The organism is Pseudomonas spartinae, assembly GCF_965197125.1.
Classification (GTDB): Bacteria; Pseudomonadota; Gammaproteobacteria; order Pseudomonadales; family Pseudomonadaceae; genus Aquipseudomonas; species Aquipseudomonas composti_A.
Genome location: NZ_CBDAMB010000004.1, coordinates 101282 through 115356 on the forward strand (window position 1 = coordinate 101282; position 14075 = coordinate 115356).

14 protein-coding genes are annotated in these 14075 nt (G+C 63.1%); 6 read left to right on the top strand and 8 right to left on the bottom strand.

What is annotated here, in order from left to right:
* Nucleotides 1–117: 117 nt before the first annotated feature.
* Nucleotides 118–1551, top strand: coding sequence for a cytochrome-c oxidase, cbb3-type subunit I (ccoN, locus tag ACN8M7_RS11175; protein WP_490260805.1), 1434 nt, complete (start codon nt 118–120; stop codon nt 1549–1551).
* On the top strand, nt 1541–1774 hold the full coding sequence (locus ACN8M7_RS11180; protein ID WP_490260806.1) for a cbb3-type cytochrome oxidase subunit 3: 234 nt from the start codon (nt 1541–1543) through the stop codon (nt 1772–1774). The genes ccoN and ACN8M7_RS11180 overlap by 11 nt, the downstream gene beginning before the upstream one ends.
* Nucleotides 1775–1778: 4 nt before the next feature.
* On the opposite strand, the gene ACN8M7_RS11185 is transcribed toward ACN8M7_RS11180, so the two are convergent.
* Together ACN8M7_RS11185 and ACN8M7_RS11190 are read right to left on the bottom strand one after the other, a co-directional pair.
* Entirely contained in the window at nt 1779–2435 is a 657-nt protein-coding gene (locus ACN8M7_RS11185) for a TIGR04211 family SH3 domain-containing protein (RefSeq protein WP_061237524.1), read from the bottom strand.
* A gap of 231 nt (nt 2436–2666) precedes the next feature.
* Complete coding sequence (locus ACN8M7_RS11190; RefSeq protein WP_490260807.1) at nt 2667–4028, bottom strand: putative bifunctional diguanylate cyclase/phosphodiesterase; 1362 nt, start codon at nt 4026–4028, stop codon at nt 2667–2669.
* A 605-nt stretch (nt 4029–4633) separates the two neighbouring features.
* On the opposite strand from ACN8M7_RS11190, the gene ACN8M7_RS11195 reads away from it, so the two are divergent.
* The 3 genes from ACN8M7_RS11195 to ACN8M7_RS11205 are packed head-to-tail and all read left to right on the top strand — an operon-like array spanning nt 4634 to nt 6425.
* Entirely contained in the window at nt 4634–5179 is a 546-nt protein-coding gene (locus ACN8M7_RS11195) for a chalcone isomerase family protein (RefSeq protein WP_490260808.1), read from the top strand.
* Nucleotides 5180–5187: 8 nt separating this feature from the next.
* On the top strand, nt 5188–5721 hold the full coding sequence (locus ACN8M7_RS11200; protein ID WP_490260809.1) for a DUF3833 domain-containing protein: 534 nt from the start codon (nt 5188–5190) through the stop codon (nt 5719–5721).
* Nucleotides 5718–6425 (top strand): SDR family NAD(P)-dependent oxidoreductase, encoded by a 708-nt coding sequence (locus ACN8M7_RS11205; protein WP_490260810.1) that lies wholly within the window; start codon nt 5718–5720, stop codon nt 6423–6425. The genes ACN8M7_RS11200 and ACN8M7_RS11205 overlap by 4 nt, the downstream gene beginning before the upstream one ends.
* Nucleotides 6426–6432: 7 nt before the next feature.
* Here ACN8M7_RS11205 and ACN8M7_RS11210 read toward each other — a convergent pair whose 3' ends face one another.
* On the bottom strand, nt 6433–6834 hold the full coding sequence (locus ACN8M7_RS11210) for a hypothetical protein (RefSeq protein WP_490260811.1): 402 nt from the start codon (nt 6832–6834) through the stop codon (nt 6433–6435).
* A gap of 123 nt (nt 6835–6957) precedes the next feature.
* On the opposite strand from ACN8M7_RS11210, the gene ACN8M7_RS11215 reads away from it, so the two are divergent.
* Nucleotides 6958–7635 (top strand): DUF4197 domain-containing protein, encoded by a 678-nt coding sequence (locus tag ACN8M7_RS11215; protein ID WP_061237519.1) that lies wholly within the window; start codon nt 6958–6960, stop codon nt 7633–7635.
* Nucleotides 7636–7692: 57 nt separating this feature from the next.
* Here the strand turns inward: ACN8M7_RS11215 and ACN8M7_RS11220 are convergent, their stop codons facing one another.
* From ACN8M7_RS11220 to ACN8M7_RS11240, 5 genes are all read right to left on the bottom strand, one after another.
* Nucleotides 7693–8478: an EAL domain-containing protein gene (locus ACN8M7_RS11220; protein ID WP_490260812.1), complete on the bottom strand. Its 786-nt coding sequence runs from the start codon at nt 8476–8478 to the stop codon at nt 7693–7695.
* Nucleotides 8479–8736: 258 nt separating this feature from the next.
* The gene (gene acs, locus ACN8M7_RS11225) at nt 8737–10698 is read right to left on the bottom strand and encodes an acetate--CoA ligase (protein ID WP_061237517.1); all 1962 of its coding nucleotides are present in this window, start codon (nt 10696–10698) and stop codon (nt 8737–8739) included.
* Between the two features lie 222 nt (nt 10699–10920).
* Nucleotides 10921–12204, bottom strand: coding sequence for a C4-dicarboxylate TRAP transporter large permease protein DctM (dctM, locus tag ACN8M7_RS11230; protein WP_490260813.1), 1284 nt, complete (start codon nt 12202–12204; stop codon nt 10921–10923).
* Nucleotides 12201–12830, bottom strand: coding sequence for a TRAP transporter small permease (locus ACN8M7_RS11235; protein WP_490260814.1), 630 nt, complete (start codon nt 12828–12830; stop codon nt 12201–12203). The genes dctM and ACN8M7_RS11235 overlap by 4 nt, the downstream gene beginning before the upstream one ends.
* Before the next feature lie 151 nt (nt 12831–12981).
* Nucleotides 12982–13986: a TRAP transporter substrate-binding protein gene (locus ACN8M7_RS11240; RefSeq protein ID WP_490260815.1), complete on the bottom strand. Its 1005-nt coding sequence runs from the start codon at nt 13984–13986 to the stop codon at nt 12982–12984.
* Nucleotides 13987–14075: the final 89 nt, after the last annotated feature.

Consider the following 14075-nt stretch of genomic DNA (forward strand, 5'->3'; position numbering starts at 1 on the left):
ATCCATCTGATATGCATCAGACAACAGTTTCTGAGTCTGTTTTGTTTTGCCCAGCCTCCCTAAAGTTTCGCCATTCACGCGGCTGCGCCCGCAATCACTGTATGGAAGGTTACCGCGATGCAATCTGCTGCTTCCCATCCGGCCTACAACTACAAGGTCGTCCGCCAGTTCACCCTGATGACCATTTTCTGGGGCGTGGTGGGCATGTGCACCGGCGTGCTGATCGCCGCTCAGCTGGTCTGGCCGGCACTCAACTTCGACACCCCCTGGCTCAGCTTCGGCCGCCTGCGCCCCCTGCACACCAGCCTGGTGATCTTCGGTTTCGCCGGCAGCGCGCAGTTCGCCGCCAGCTACTACGCGTTGCAGCGCACCTGCCAGACCCGACTGTTCTCCGACACCCTGGCCGCCTTCACCTTCTGGGGCTGGCAGGCGACCATCCTGATCATGCTGGTGACCCTGCCCATGGGCCTGACCACCACCAAGGAATACGCCGAGATCGAATTCACCGGCGCACTGTGGATGGCCATCGTCTGGGTCGCCTACGGCATCGTCTTCTTCACCACGCTGACACAGCGCAAAACCCGTCACATATACGTCGGCAACTGGTTCTTCGGCGCCTTCATCGTGGTCATCGCCATGCTGCACATCGTCAACCACCTGTCGGTGCCGGTGAGCTGGTTCAAGTCCTACTCGATCTACTCCGGCGCCACCGATGCCATGGTGCAATGGTGGTACGGGCACAACGCGGTGGGCTTCTTCCTCACCACCGGTTTCCTGGGGATGATGTATTACTTCGTGCCCAAGCAGGTGAACCGCCCGGTCTATTCCTACCGTCTGTCCATCGTCCACTTCTGGGCGCTGATCACCCTGTACATCTGGGCCGGCCCGCACCACCTGCATTACACCGCCCTGCCCGATTGGGCGCAGAGCCTGGGTATGGTGATGTCGATCATCCTTCTGGCGCCGAGCTGGGGCGGCATGGTCAACGGCATGATGACCCTCTCCGGCGCCTGGCACCTGCTGCGCACCGATCCGATCCTGCGCTTTCTGGTGGTGTCGCTAGCGTTCTACGGCATGAGCACCTTCGAGGGGCCGATGATGGCGATCAAGACGGTCAACGCCCTGTCGCATTACACCGACTGGACCATCGGCCACGTGCATGCCGGCGCGCTGGGCTGGGTGGCGATGATCACCTTCGGCTCGCTCTACCATCTGATCCCCAAGGTGTTCGACCGCGAGCAGATGCACAGCATCGGCCTGATCAACGCGCACTTCTGGCTGGCGACCATCGGCACCGTGCTGTACATCGCCTCGATGTGGGTCAACGGCATCACCCAGGGCCTGATGTGGCGCGCGGTGAACGAGGACGGCACGCTCACCTACTCCTTCGTCGAAGCGCTGGAGGCCAGTCACCCCGGCTACGTGGTGCGCCTGGTCGGCGGCCTGTGTTTCCTCGCCGGCATGTTGCTGATGGCGTTCAACACCTGGCTGACCCTGCGCAGCAAGGCCGCAGTGACGCAGGCCAACGGAGAGCTCACCCATGCCGGCTGAAGCCTGGTGGATGATGGCCGTGGCGGTGTTCTTTCTCGGTGTGCAACTGAGCCTTGGCCGTGGCAGCCAGCGCGATCTCGACGAGGCGACCATGCTGCCGTTCGCCGACGACCCCGAAGTGGCGCGCCGGGTCGAACGCGACACCGGGCGCAGCATCCGCGGCTGCGCCTGCCCCGCTCGCTGCGACGGGCGCTGCGCCTACCTGGGCCAGCGCGAATTCTGAAGGCTCAGACCCACTGGTCGTTGCGCTTGCGACGTACCCGCAGCATGGTCGGCAGGATCAGACCAAGCAGCAGACCAGCACCGGCGATGCTGCCGCCATACGCCATGTAGCGCATCAGCGCCTGCTGCTGTTCGTTACCCAATTGCGCCTGAGCGTCGCGCAGTTGCGAGCGGGTGCTGGTCAGTTCGGCGTCCAGCGCGCTGCGCGCTGCCTGCAGCTCGTCGATGAGCTTCTTGCGCGTGTCGAGGGTTTCCTGCATGCCCTGCACGCGCGCCTTCCAGGCATCATCGATGCCCTTGAGCTCAGCGGTAAGATCAGCGACTTTCTGTTCCAGTTGCGGCAGCCGCTCGGCCTGGCCGGGCACCGATTGCAGATCACGGCTGGGAATCCACACCGTGGAGCCGCTTTCACTGCGAACCTGGCTGTAGTCACCCTGGGTGCGCAACAGCTCTACCTTCTCCCCGGATACCAGGGTGCCGACGATGCGGTAACCATCGGTGGGGCCGCTGCGCACGTAGGTATTGAGGCTATCGCTGACCCAACGCTGGTTACTGGCGGCCTCTTCAGCCAGCAGCGGCTGAGCACCGCCGAGCAGTCCGCCAAGCAGCAGGCAGGCGCCGAGAATGCGGGGTTGGAATGGAGCATGACGAGATAAAAACATGGGGCGATCTTCACGTGGCAGTCAGACGAACCCGGAGAACGGGATGAGCGATGCCGGCCGCACGCAGGAACGCGTACTGAATCATGATCCAGGCAGGATCCGCGACGAAGACGCCACCCTAGCGGCAATTAGCCATCCATTCCTGCCGGTACGAGCCGACAGCAGACAGACATTGGGCCATTGCCTCAAGTTCACTCGGAGCGGGCGATGGGAGATGGACGGAACACCGAATCAGGCGTTCTGACGCTGCACGAAGGTGCAGAAATCCGTCACCGGCATCGGTCGACCAAGCAGATAGCCCTGGAACTGACGGCAGCCATTGGCCGCCAGAAAGCAGCGCTGCGCCTCGGTTTCCACGCCCTCGGCGACCACCGTCATACCCATGCTCTGGCCGAGGGCGATCATCGTACGCACGATGGTTTCGCTATTGGCATCAGTGAGCACATCGCAGATGAACGAGCGGTCGATCTTCAGCTTGCTCAATGGCAAGCGCTTGAGATGGCTGAACGAGGAAAAACCGGTACCGAAGTCATCGAGTGAAAAACGCACGCCGCGCTCGACCAGCGCCGCCATCTTGCGCGTGAGGTCCTCCATGTCGTGGACGATCAGTGTCTCGGTCAGCTCCAGTTCCAGGTGCGGCGCCTCGACGCCGTAACGCTCGATCAAACCGAGCACTTCAGCGACGAAGCTGCTCTGCGAGAACTGCTTCTGGCTGATGTTCACCGCCAGGTCCAGATCGCGAAACGACGGCTCATCCTGCCACCGCCGCAACTGCACGGCTGCCTGCTCCAGCACCCACTGACCGATGGGGATGATCAGCCCGGTGCTCTCGGCATGCTCGATGAACTCGCCCGGCGCCAGCAGCCCACGCTGCGGATGCTGCCAGCGGATCAGCAGTTCGGCACCGATCACCCGGTTATCGCCGTCGAGCTGTGGCTGGTAATACAGCACGAACTGCCGCTCACGCACGGCGGCCCGCAAGTCGCGATCCAGCTCGGAGCGCTCGGCGGTGTCGCTCTGCAGGATGTGTAGCAAGAAGAAGAACAGCGCCATGGCGACCAGGCCCTGAACCCAGGATCCGGCGATGCGCACGTCGTCGGGCAACGCATAGAGGTCGGTTGGTCGCCAGTTGGAGGCGGCCAGGGCGACGAAGAGCAGCAAGGCGAATATCGAAATACCGTAACGCAGCCACAAGGGCTCGTCACGAAAGGCCATCAAGGCCCCCACGGCTATCGGCAGCAGATACAGATGAGTGGCGCGCGGCGCTGCGACGGTTGGCGGGTCGAGCAGCAGGGTCGAGGCGACGACGACCAGCATCAGCGTGCTGAACAGAATCAGATTGGCGCTGCGCGCCTGATCGCGCAGGGTCAGCGCAAAAACCGCGATGCCACTGAGCACGATCGCCACATCCATGACGACGATGGCCCAATAGTCCCGTGAAGAAAAGAACAGCCCCCACGACAAGCCAATTACCACCATCACCCCGCTCGACAGCATACGCATCCGGCGCTCGCGACGCTGGCCGACCAGGGCCAGGTCCGAGCCATGCCAGAGTTTGCGCACACGCCTGCCGAAGGTCGAAAGTGATGGCATGGTGGAATCCTTATCCGATCCCTTCATTCTTGAAGCTGGCTGGCCGAATGCAAGTTTCCCAGCAGGTTTAATCCGGCCACAGCCAAGCCGAGCACTGGCTGCAGCGCATTGGTGCCGGCGCCTGACGCCTGGCAGGGCCAGCTGACACCTGCCTCGTCGGCAGCGACCAGCCGCGAAACCCCATACCACCTGCACAACCGGCGGTGTGCCTCGGCACCCTTGCACCAGTGCGCATGAAAGGGCTTGCAAAACGGCCCAAACAGCTATACAAAAACTATACACAAATAAATTTTGTACAATTTAAGGTAAGCCCACATGCCGTCCTAGCCTGCTGCGCTACGTGATATGCGCGTCGTGTTCGAACGATTACCCGAGGCCTGCGTAGTGCTGCCAGCCTCGGCAGCGCGGCCCTCGAAGAACGGCCAGGGCTTGGTACGGGTGACGGCCTTCGCTGGCGAGAAGTTCGCCGCCTGATTGCGGCGGCACTGAAAAGCTGCGCAATCCGACAACCCACTTCTCCCCTTCTTTGGGTTGTCGGATTTTTTTATTCATGATCTGTGGCCAGCGTCTGGCTGCAGCGGCTCGCAACTGCACAAGGAGGGATCATGATCAGCATGACCTCGCGTCTCTGCTCGACGCTGCTGCTCACGCTTGCACTGGCCTGCAGCCTCGCGCACGCCAACAGCCAGGGCCAATGGCGTGAGCAGTTGCCCCAGGCCAGCCTGATCGGCAGCGGTGATTTCAGCTGGTTCGGTTTCTCGGTCTACAACGCCAAGCTGTGGAGCCCGGTCGCGCGCGTGGACTTTACCCAGCCCTTCGCCCTTGAGCTGACCTACCGGCGCAGCATCAGCCGGGAGACCCTGGTCGACACCAGTCTGGATGAAATCCGCCGTATCAATGGCGGGCCCCTCGACAACGAGCAGCAGGACGAATGGACACAGCAGATGCGCCAGGCCTTCGTCGACGTCAAGGATGGCACGCGCATCACCGGGGTCTTCCTGCCGGACCAAGGCTGCCGCTTCTACGTCGACGGCAAGCTGCAACATGTCATCGACGATCCGCAGTTCGCCCGCGCGTTCTTCTCCATCTGGCTCGCCCCGCAGACCCGCAGCCCGAAACTGCGCGCAGCGCTGTTGGGCCTCAACCCATGAGGTATTCCATGAAAACCCTGTTGATTGTGCTGACCAGCCTGCTGCTGATCAGCTGCGGCCAGGTACCGGTCGAGCGCTACGCCAGCGAAAAACCGGCACTCGACCTGCCCACCTTCTTCGCCGGGCCGGTGCAGGCCTGGGGCATGTTCCAGGATCGCTCCGGTGAAGTGATCAAACGTTTTCACGTCGACATCCAGAGCCGCCGTGACGGCGAGAAACTGATCCTCGACGAGCGCTTCCTGTACAGCGACGGCACGCGCCAACGCCGGGTCTGGACGCTGACGCCGGATGGCTCCGGACGCTGGATCGGCACCGCCGACGACGTGGTCGGCGAGGCCATCGGCGAACTGGCCGGCAACGCCCTGCGCTGGCGTTATCACCTCAACCTGCCGGTCGATGACAGCACCTATGTCGTCTACTTCGATGACTGGATGTACCTGATGGACGACGACACCCTGATCAACCGTTCGAGCATGAGCAAGTTCGGCATCGAACTGGGCCAGGTGACGCTGTTCTTCCGCCGGGGCGCCGCTCAACCATGAGCCTGACCAGCCTGACCAGCCTGGGCAGCGGCTACAAGGCGCTGGTCATCGGTGCCAGCGGCAGCATCGGCCAGGCTTTCTGCCAACAGTTGCGGGCCGACCCGAACTGCGCCGGTGTGCGCGAGCTGAGCCGCAGCAGCTCGCCGGCGCTCGATCTCGAAGATCCCACCAGCATCGCCACTGCGGCTGCCGCGCTGGCCGGGGACAGTCCGTATCAGCTCATCCTGCATGCTGCCGGGTTATTGCATCGCAACGGCATCGCACCGGAGAAAAGCCTGGCGGCCATCGATGCCGAGGCGCTGCAGGCGGTGTTCCAGGTCAACGCACTGGGCCCCGCCCTGGTGCTGCGCCACTTCCTGCCGCTGCTCGACAAACAGGGCGCCATGGCCATGCTCTCGGCCAAGGTCGGCAGCATCGGCGACAACCGCCTGGGTGGCTGGTATGCCTACCGCGCCTCCAAAGCGGCGCTGAACATGCTGATCAAGACCGCCGCCATCGAGCTGGCGCGCAGCAAGCCCAAGGCGCGCCTGCTCGCCCTGCATCCCGGCACGGTCATATCAAAGCTGTCACAGCCCTTTCGTGGCGCTGCCGCCGCGCGCCCGGCAGAGCTCGCCGCCGCGCAGATGCTGCAGGTGATCGACAGCCTCGGCCCCGCGCACAGCGGCAGCTTCCATGCCTATGACGGCCAGCCGCTGCCCTGGTGAGGGTCCGCTACAAACCGCTGAACAGATCGTTGGAGTCGAGCAGGCGCCAGGCGATTTCCGGCCGCCTCTCCATGGCCCGGCGGATCGCTGCCGGTATGCTTTGCCGGGTCTTGCGACACAGCCCCGGATGCGCATCGAAGTGCATGTGGATACCACGCATGCTGCGCACCTCGCCGTGACTCGGTTCGATGTGCAGGCGAATGCCCAGTTGCTCGAGCAGGCGCTGCTGCATGCGCTGCAGGTCCTCCAGGCTTTGCAAACTTTCCAGGCGCTCAAGCAGGCGCTGTTCCTCGTTGCGCGTCAGCAGCAGCACACGCGTGTCGGCGCCCGGCACCTCCAGCAGCTCATCGCGCTGACAGTCGCAGGCACCCGGAGGGCAGGGATTTCGGAGGGGAAGCGGTGAATTCATGGCACTGATCATAGCCATAGCCGCGCGTGCTGCCCATCCACGCCCATCGGCTGGCTTGCCAGTGCCGCAGACTCCGTTAAGCTGACCCTATTGCCCTACAACCCCGATGCAAGGAAGAACACTATGTTGCGCCTCACCACGTTCGCTGCTGGCCTGCTGCTTTCGGCCAACGTCTTCGCCCTCTCCCTCGCCGATCTGAGCCAGCAGGACGCCAGCGGCGGCCTGAAAGATGCGCTGGTCCAGGGCGCCCAGGTAGCCGTCAAGCAACTGAGTGCCCCCGGCGGCTTCAGCAATAACCCGGAGGTACGCATCGAACTGCCGGGCAAGCTCGGCAAGGCCGCCAAGACCATGAAGATGATGGGCATGGGCGCCCAGGTCGACCAGCTCGAAGCGAGCATGAACAAGGCTGCCGAAGCCGCCGTGCCACAAGCCCAGGCGCTGCTGGTCGATGCGGTGAAGAAGATGACCGTGGCCGATGCCAAGTCGATCCTCAGCGGCCCACAGGACTCGGCCACCCAGTACCTGAACAAGACCAGCCGCGAACAGATTCGCGCCAAGTTCCTGCCCATCGTCAAGCAGGCCACCGACCAGGTCGGCCTGGCCCAGCAGTACAACGCCTTCGCCGGCCAGGCCGCCAGCTTCGGCGTGGTCGATGCCAAGAGCAGTACGGTGGAAGGCTATGTCACCGAGCAGGCGCTCGATGGCCTGTTCGAGATGATTGCCAAGCAGGAAGCCAGCATCCGCCAGAATCCGGCCGCTGCCGCTACCAGCCTGGCGAAGAAGGTGTTTGGCGCACTCTGAGCGTCCAATCGCCAGCCAAACGCCCTGATGCAGCATCGGGGCGTTTTCGTTTGTGCATCAGGGTAAGCACAGCCGGTCGATCTGCGGCCTGGCGAAGAAGTAGCCCTGCATGTAACGGATGCCCATCTCGAGCAGGGCGTCACGCTCACCCGCGGTTTCGATGCCTTCGGCAATGATGCGAATGCCCAGGCGCTGTGCCACCAGCACGATGCCGACAACGATGGCCTGGCGCACCACGTCCTGATCGATGCCACGGGTCAGGGCCATGTCCAGCTTGAGGATGTGCGGCTGGAAGGTGGCCAGCAGATTGAGGCCCGAATAGCCGGCGCCGAAGTCGTCGATGGCGGTGGTAAATCCCTGCCGCCCATACTCGGCGAAGATGCTTTTGAGGTGCTCGGCATCGTGAATCTGCTCACCTTCGGTGACCTCGAACATCAAGCGCTCGCGCGGAAACTCGAAACGCCTGGCCGCCTCCAGCGTGGCACGGATGCAGGTTTCCGCGCGATACACCGCATTGGGCAGGAAGTTGATGCTGAGCAGGCAGTCGGGGATCTCGAGCAGCCCCAGGCCGGCCGCCTGCTCGATGGCCTTGACCCGACAGGCCTGGTCGAAGCGATAGCGATTGCTGTCGTCGACCCGTTCCAGCACCTGCTGCGCCGACTCGCCATTGGTGCCACGCACCAGTGCCTCGTACGCGAACGGGTGCTGTTGCTGGACATCGAGAATCAACTGGAAGGCCATGGTGAAGTCGAACCCCAACGCCTTGAGATCGCGGCACTCGGCGCACCCCAGCGCGCGAAAGGGTTGGGGAAAGTTGCTGAGTCCATGTGGGTCGAGCTGCATATCCTTCTCCATCGCCACGTGCGGGAAGCCACAGTTTCCAGACTAGTCAAAAGCAAGAGAGCGTCATGTTTTTCACGCGCGGACCCAGCTCACCGACTCGATAGCGCAAGCTGATGCGCGGAAAGACCGCCCACCGATGACCGCGCGCCACGCACAGCGCCTCAGGTTTACCACGCTCACGCGCAAGCCCGACATCCAGGAAAAAGAAAACCCCGCCCAGCGAGTAGCCGGGCGGGGTTTCTTGGTGCCGTTGCCAGGTCAGGCGCAGGCGGCTTGCATCTGCCGATGCGTGTCGATGAGGTGCTGCACCACGCCAGGATCGGCCAGCGTGGATATGTCGCCGAGAGAATCGTATTCGGCGGTAGCGATCTTGCGCAGGATACGGCGCATGATCTTGCCCGAGCGGGTCTTCGGCAGGCCCGGAGCCCACTGAATAACGTCCGGTGTGGCGATCGGGCCGATCTCCTTGCGCACCCAGTTGCGCAGCTCCTGGCGCAGTTGCTCGGAAGCTTCCTCGCCAGCATTCAGGGTGACGTAGACGTAGATGCCCTGCCCTTTGATGTCGTGCGGTACACCGACCACTGCAGCCTCGGCCACTTTCGAGTGGGCGACCATGGCGCTCTCGATCTCGGCGGTACCCATACGGTGGCCGGAGACGTTGAGCACGTCGTCGACGCGGCCGGTGATCCACCAGTAACCGTCTTCGTCACGGCGCGCACCGTCACCGGTGAAGTACATGCCACGGAAGGTCTTGAAGTAGGTGTCGACGAAGCGGTCGTGGTCGCCGTACAAGGTACGCGCCTGACCCGGCCAGGAGTCGATGATCACCAGATTGCCTTCGGCAGCGCCTTCGATGATGTTGCCCAGGTTGTCCACCAGCGCCGGCTGTACGCCGAAGAAGGGACGCGCGGCGGAGCCCGGCTTGAGGCCATGAGCACCCGGCAGCGGGGTCATCAGGCAGGCACCGGTTTCGGTCTGCCACCAGGTGTCGACGATCGGGCAACGGCTCTGACCGACGTTCTCGTAGTACCACTGCCAGGCTTCCGGATTGATCGGTTCACCGACCGAACCGAGCAGACGCAGGCTGGAACCATCGGCGCCTTCGACCGCGGCCTTGCCCTCGGCCATCATGGCGCGAATGGCAGTCGGCGCGGTGTAGAGGATGTTGACCTTGTGCTTGTCGACGATCTTGGCGACGCGCGAAACGTCCGGATAGTTCGGCACGCCTTCGAACATCACGGTAGTGGCGCCGTTGGCCAGCGGCCCGTAGACCAGATAGGTGTGACCGGTGACCCAGCCAATGTCGGCAGTGCACCAGAAGACTTCGCCCGGACGGTAGTCGAACACGCGCTCATGGGTCAGCGAGGCGTATACCAGGTAGCCGCCGGTGGTGTGCAGCACACCCTTGGGCTTGCCGGTCGAGCCGGAGGTGTAGAGGATGAACAGCGCTTCTTCGGCGCCCATTTCCTTGGGTGCGCAGACGCTGCCGGCGACCTTCATCAGGTCTTCGTACCAGATGTCACGATGCTGGTTCCACTTGATTTCGGAACCGGTGCGCTGCACCACGATGACCTTCTGGATGCTGCGAGTCTCGGGGTTGGTCAGGGCGTCGTCGACGTTGGCCTTGAGCGGTACTTTCTTGCCGCCACGCAGCCCTTCGTCAGCGGTGATCACCACCTTGGACTGGCAGTCGATGATGCGCCCGGCCAGGGCCTCGGGCGAGAAACCGCCGAACACCACCGAGTGGATCGCGCCAATGCGCGCACAGGCCAGCATGGCCACCACGGCTTCCGGGATCATCGGCATGTAGATGGTTACCACGTCGCCGCGGTGCACGTCCTGGCCGCGCAGGGCGTTGGCGAACTTGCACACTTGCTCGTGCAGCTCGCGGTAGGTGATTTCCCTGTGCTCGGACGGGTCGTCGCCTTCCCAGATGATCGCGATCTGGTCGCCGCGCTCTGCCAGGTGACGGTCGAGACAGTTGTAGGAGACGTTCAGGGTGCCGTCGGCGAACCACTTGATGTCGACGTGGTGATCGTCGAATGTGGTCTGCTTGACCTTGTTGTAGGGCTTGATCCAGTCGATCCGCTTGCCCTGCTCGCGCCAGAAACCCTCGGGGTTGACCACGGACTGTTGGTACATGGCCTTGTAGGTGGCCTCGTCAGTGAGGGTCCGCGCGGCCACTTCGGGACGCACAGGGTAAAGAGACGCAGCACTCATGAAATCACCTCGACGGGGAGTTGTTTTTGTATGGTGTCTTTTGTATCCCCCGACCCTTCGTGAGGCCATTCGACCATGGTCTTACCGCTCTAAGACCATGGTCTTGAGGCCCTGCCTGGCGCATGCCGAGCCAATTCGACAGCGTCATGGATACGTCGACATGACGAAAAAAAGCCCGGCACAAGGCCGGGCGCAGAGGTAGACGCGGTATCGACAGCTGCCCTAGTTCATCCCCAGCCAGTTCGGCAGGGCCATGGACACGGCCGGGATGTAGGTGATCACCATGAGGAAGCTGATCAGCATCATCAGCCACGGCAGCGCCGCGCGGATCACCGCCGTCAGCGGCATGCCGGTCACCGCCGAGGTGACGAACAGGTTCAGCCCCACCGGTGGCGTGATCAGGCCGATCTCCATGTTCACCACCATGATGATGCCCAGGTGGATCGGGTCGATGCCCAGCTGCATGGCGATCGGGAACAGGATCGGCGCCAGGATCAGGATGATCGCCGACGGCTCCATGAAGGCACCGGCGATCAGCAGCACGATGTTCACCACCAGCAGGAACTGCCACGGCTGCAGGCCCAGCTCCACCACCCAGGCGGTGATCTGCTGCGGGATCTGCTCGGTGGTCAGCACGTGGGCGAAGAGCATGGCGTTGGCGATGATGAACATCAGCATGATGGTCAGCTTGCCGGACTCCAGCAGCACCTTCGGGCACTCGCGGATCTTCAGGTCCTTGTACACGAACAGGGCGACGAAGCCGGCATACACGGCGGCCACGGCCGCAGCCTCGGTCGGGGTGAACATGCCGGTGTAGATGCCGCCGAGGATGATCACCATCAGCAGCAGGCCCCAGAACGCTTCACGGGCGGAACGCAGCCACTCGCGGAAGCTGGCGCGCGGCAGCGCCGGCAGCTTCTTGATGCGCGCGACGATGTAGATCGCCACCATCAGCACCAGGCCGAGCAGCAGGCCCGGTACCACGCCGGCCATGAACAGCTTGCCCACCGACTGCTCGGTGGCAGCGGCGTACACCACCATCACGATCGACGGCGGAATCAGGATGCCCAGGGTACCGGCGTTACACACGATGCCGGCGCCGAACGCCTGCGGATAACCGGAACGCACCATGCCGGCGATGGCGATGGAGCCCACTGCCGCCACGGTGGCCGGCGAGGAGCCGGACAGCGCGGCGAACAGCATGCACGCCAGTACTGCACCGATGGCCAGGCCGCCACGGATGTGGCCGACGCAGGCGTTGGCGAAGTCGATCAGGCGACGCGCCACGCCGCCGGTGGTCATGAAGGCGCCCGACAGCAGGAAGAACGGAATCGCCAGCAGGGTGTAGTGCTCGGAGGTCTCGAACAGCTTGATCGCCAGTGAGCGCACCGAGTCGGGGCTGAACAGCATGATGGTGATCGAACCGGCCAGGCCGAGCGACGCGGCGATCGGCACGCCGATGAACATCAGCAGGAACAACAGCAGGAAGAGGAACAGAACGGTCATTGCTTGGGCTCCTCGTGCTCATTGATCTTCAGCGCATCGGCGGCTTCGTCCGCCAGGCCCAGGCCGGTCTGCTCGTTGCGCAGGATACGCACGAGGATTTCCGTGAAGCGGATGAACACCATGGCGTAGCCGAACGGCACGATCATGCCGATATGCCATTGCTGGATGCCGTAGTGGCCGAGGTCCTCGGCACCGATACCGGCGACGAACAGGGTATGTACCCAGTCGAAGCTGCCGACGGCGATCAGGCCGGCGTAGCCCAGGCAGCACAGGCAGGCGATGACGCCGATGATGCGTTGAATGCCGCGTGGGGCGAGCTTGACCAGGGCGTCGACGCCGATGTGGCCGGCGGTGCGCACGCCATAGGCCAGGCCGAAGAAGATCAGCCAGCCGAACAGGGCCTTGGTCAGCGCGTTGCTCCAGGTCATGGCCTGGGCAAGGTCGAGAATGAAGTCGCCGATACCGAGCAGAAACTCGTTACCGCCGAGATGGTCACCCAGCCAGTAGAACAGGGTGTAGAAGTTGTTGAGGATCACGTAGACGAACGTGATCAGCGTCATGGCTGCCAGGAGAAAGGCGATGAAGCCTTCCTCGAAGTGCTCCCAGACGCGCCGCAAGGCGTTCATGGCATCTCCGCGTATGTTCTTGTGATTGTCAGGCGTCGGGCGAATCTAACCGAGCCTGGAACGGCGCGATATTCGTGATTGGCAAACGCTGTCTTAGGCGACGGCGAATGAAAGACCGCCCCAGGTGCGTGGGCCCGGGGCGGTCATGGGCTCATTGCTGGTTGGCGGCTTGCGCGGCTTCGATCACATCGGCACCGATCTCGGCCTCGAACTTCTTCCAGGCCGGACGCACGGCGTCACGCCAGGCGGCACGCTGCTCGGACGTCAGGGTGATGATCTCGCTCTTGCCGGTGTCGACGATGCCCTGCCGGGCCTGGGCATTGAGCGCTTCGGCCTGCTTGTTCACCTCGACGGTGACCTCGTCGACGATCTTTTCCAGCTCGCTGCGAATGTCCGCCGGCAGGCCGTTCCAGAACTGGGTGTTGGTGATCAGCAGGTAGTTGCCGATGGCATGGTTGGACTCGGTCATGTACTTCTGCACCTCGAAGTACTTCTGCGAGTAGATGTTCGACCAGGGGTTGTCCTGAGCATTGACCACGCCGGTCTGCAGGCCCTGGTAGATCTCGGCGAAACTCATCTTGCGCGGCACTGCACGCAGGGCGCTGTATTGCGCAGCCTGCAGGTCGGATGGCTGCACGCGGAACTTCAGGCCACGGGCGTCGGCCGGTTCGATCAGGGGTTTGTTGGCGGTGAACTGGCGCATGCCGTTGAGCCAGTAGGCCAGCCCGGTGATGCCCTTGCTTTCCATCGACTTGAGCAGCGCCTTGCCCTTGTCCGAAGACTGGAATCGCTGCGCAGCGGCCACGTCATCGAACAGGAACATCATGTCGAACAGCTGCAGCTGCTTGGTGTACTGCTCCAGCTTCGACGGTGCCGGCGCCAGCATCTGCACTTCGTTGAGCAGCAGCGCTTCCATTTCCTTGCCATCGCCATAGAGCGAGGAGTTGGCATAGACCTCCACCTTGACCTTGCCGGCCAGGCGCTCGTCCACCAGTTTCTGGAACAGTAGCGCGCCCTGCCCTTTCGGCGTGCTGTCGGCGGTGATGTGGGAGAACTTGATCAAGATCGGATCGGCTGCGTGTGCCGAGAGTGCGCCAAGCAGCGCACAACCCGCGAGCACGCCGGCCAGGCCACGGCGGACGAATGAGAACTTCATGGATAGCTCCTGTTGTTTTTGTCTGAGCGTCGAGGGAGAAACCCCTTCGATTGGCCCGGACTGTACTGCGCCCATCCCCCGAGCTGAAA

Excerpts from the sequence above, each read along its gene's own strand:
- ACN8M7_RS11215 (WP_061237519.1), top strand. The coding sequence starts at position 6,958 with ATGTTGCGCCTCACCACGTTCGCTGCTGGCCTGCTGCTTTCGGCCAAC.
- ACN8M7_RS11205 (WP_490260810.1), top strand. The coding sequence starts at position 5,718 with ATGAGCCTGACCAGCCTGACCAGCCTGGGCAGCGGCTACAAGGCGCTG.
- ACN8M7_RS11210 (WP_490260811.1), bottom strand. The coding sequence starts at position 6,834 with ATGAATTCACCGCTTCCCCTCCGAAATCCCTGCCCTCCGGGTGCCTGC.
- ACN8M7_RS11195 (WP_490260808.1), top strand. The coding sequence starts at position 4,634 with ATGATCAGCATGACCTCGCGTCTCTGCTCGACGCTGCTGCTCACGCTT.
- ACN8M7_RS11200 (WP_490260809.1), top strand. The coding sequence starts at position 5,188 with ATGAAAACCCTGTTGATTGTGCTGACCAGCCTGCTGCTGATCAGCTGC.
- ACN8M7_RS11235 (WP_490260814.1), bottom strand. The coding sequence starts at position 12,830 with ATGAACGCCTTGCGGCGCGTCTGGGAGCACTTCGAGGAAGGCTTCATC.
- ACN8M7_RS11185 (WP_061237524.1), bottom strand. The coding sequence starts at position 2,435 with ATGTTTTTATCTCGTCATGCTCCATTCCAACCCCGCATTCTCGGCGCC.
- dctM (WP_490260813.1), bottom strand. The coding sequence starts at position 12,204 with ATGACCGTTCTGTTCCTCTTCCTGCTGTTGTTCCTGCTGATGTTCATC.
- acs (WP_061237517.1), bottom strand. The coding sequence starts at position 10,698 with ATGAGTGCTGCGTCTCTTTACCCTGTGCGTCCCGAAGTGGCCGCGCGG.
- ACN8M7_RS11240 (WP_490260815.1), bottom strand. The coding sequence starts at position 13,986 with ATGAAGTTCTCATTCGTCCGCCGTGGCCTGGCCGGCGTGCTCGCGGGT.
- ACN8M7_RS11190 (WP_490260807.1), bottom strand. The coding sequence starts at position 4,028 with ATGCCATCACTTTCGACCTTCGGCAGGCGTGTGCGCAAACTCTGGCAT.
- ACN8M7_RS11220 (WP_490260812.1), bottom strand. The coding sequence starts at position 8,478 with ATGCAGCTCGACCCACATGGACTCAGCAACTTTCCCCAACCCTTTCGC.
- ACN8M7_RS11180 (WP_490260806.1), top strand. The coding sequence starts at position 1,541 with ATGCCGGCTGAAGCCTGGTGGATGATGGCCGTGGCGGTGTTCTTTCTC.
- ccoN (WP_490260805.1), top strand. The coding sequence starts at position 118 with ATGCAATCTGCTGCTTCCCATCCGGCCTACAACTACAAGGTCGTCCGC.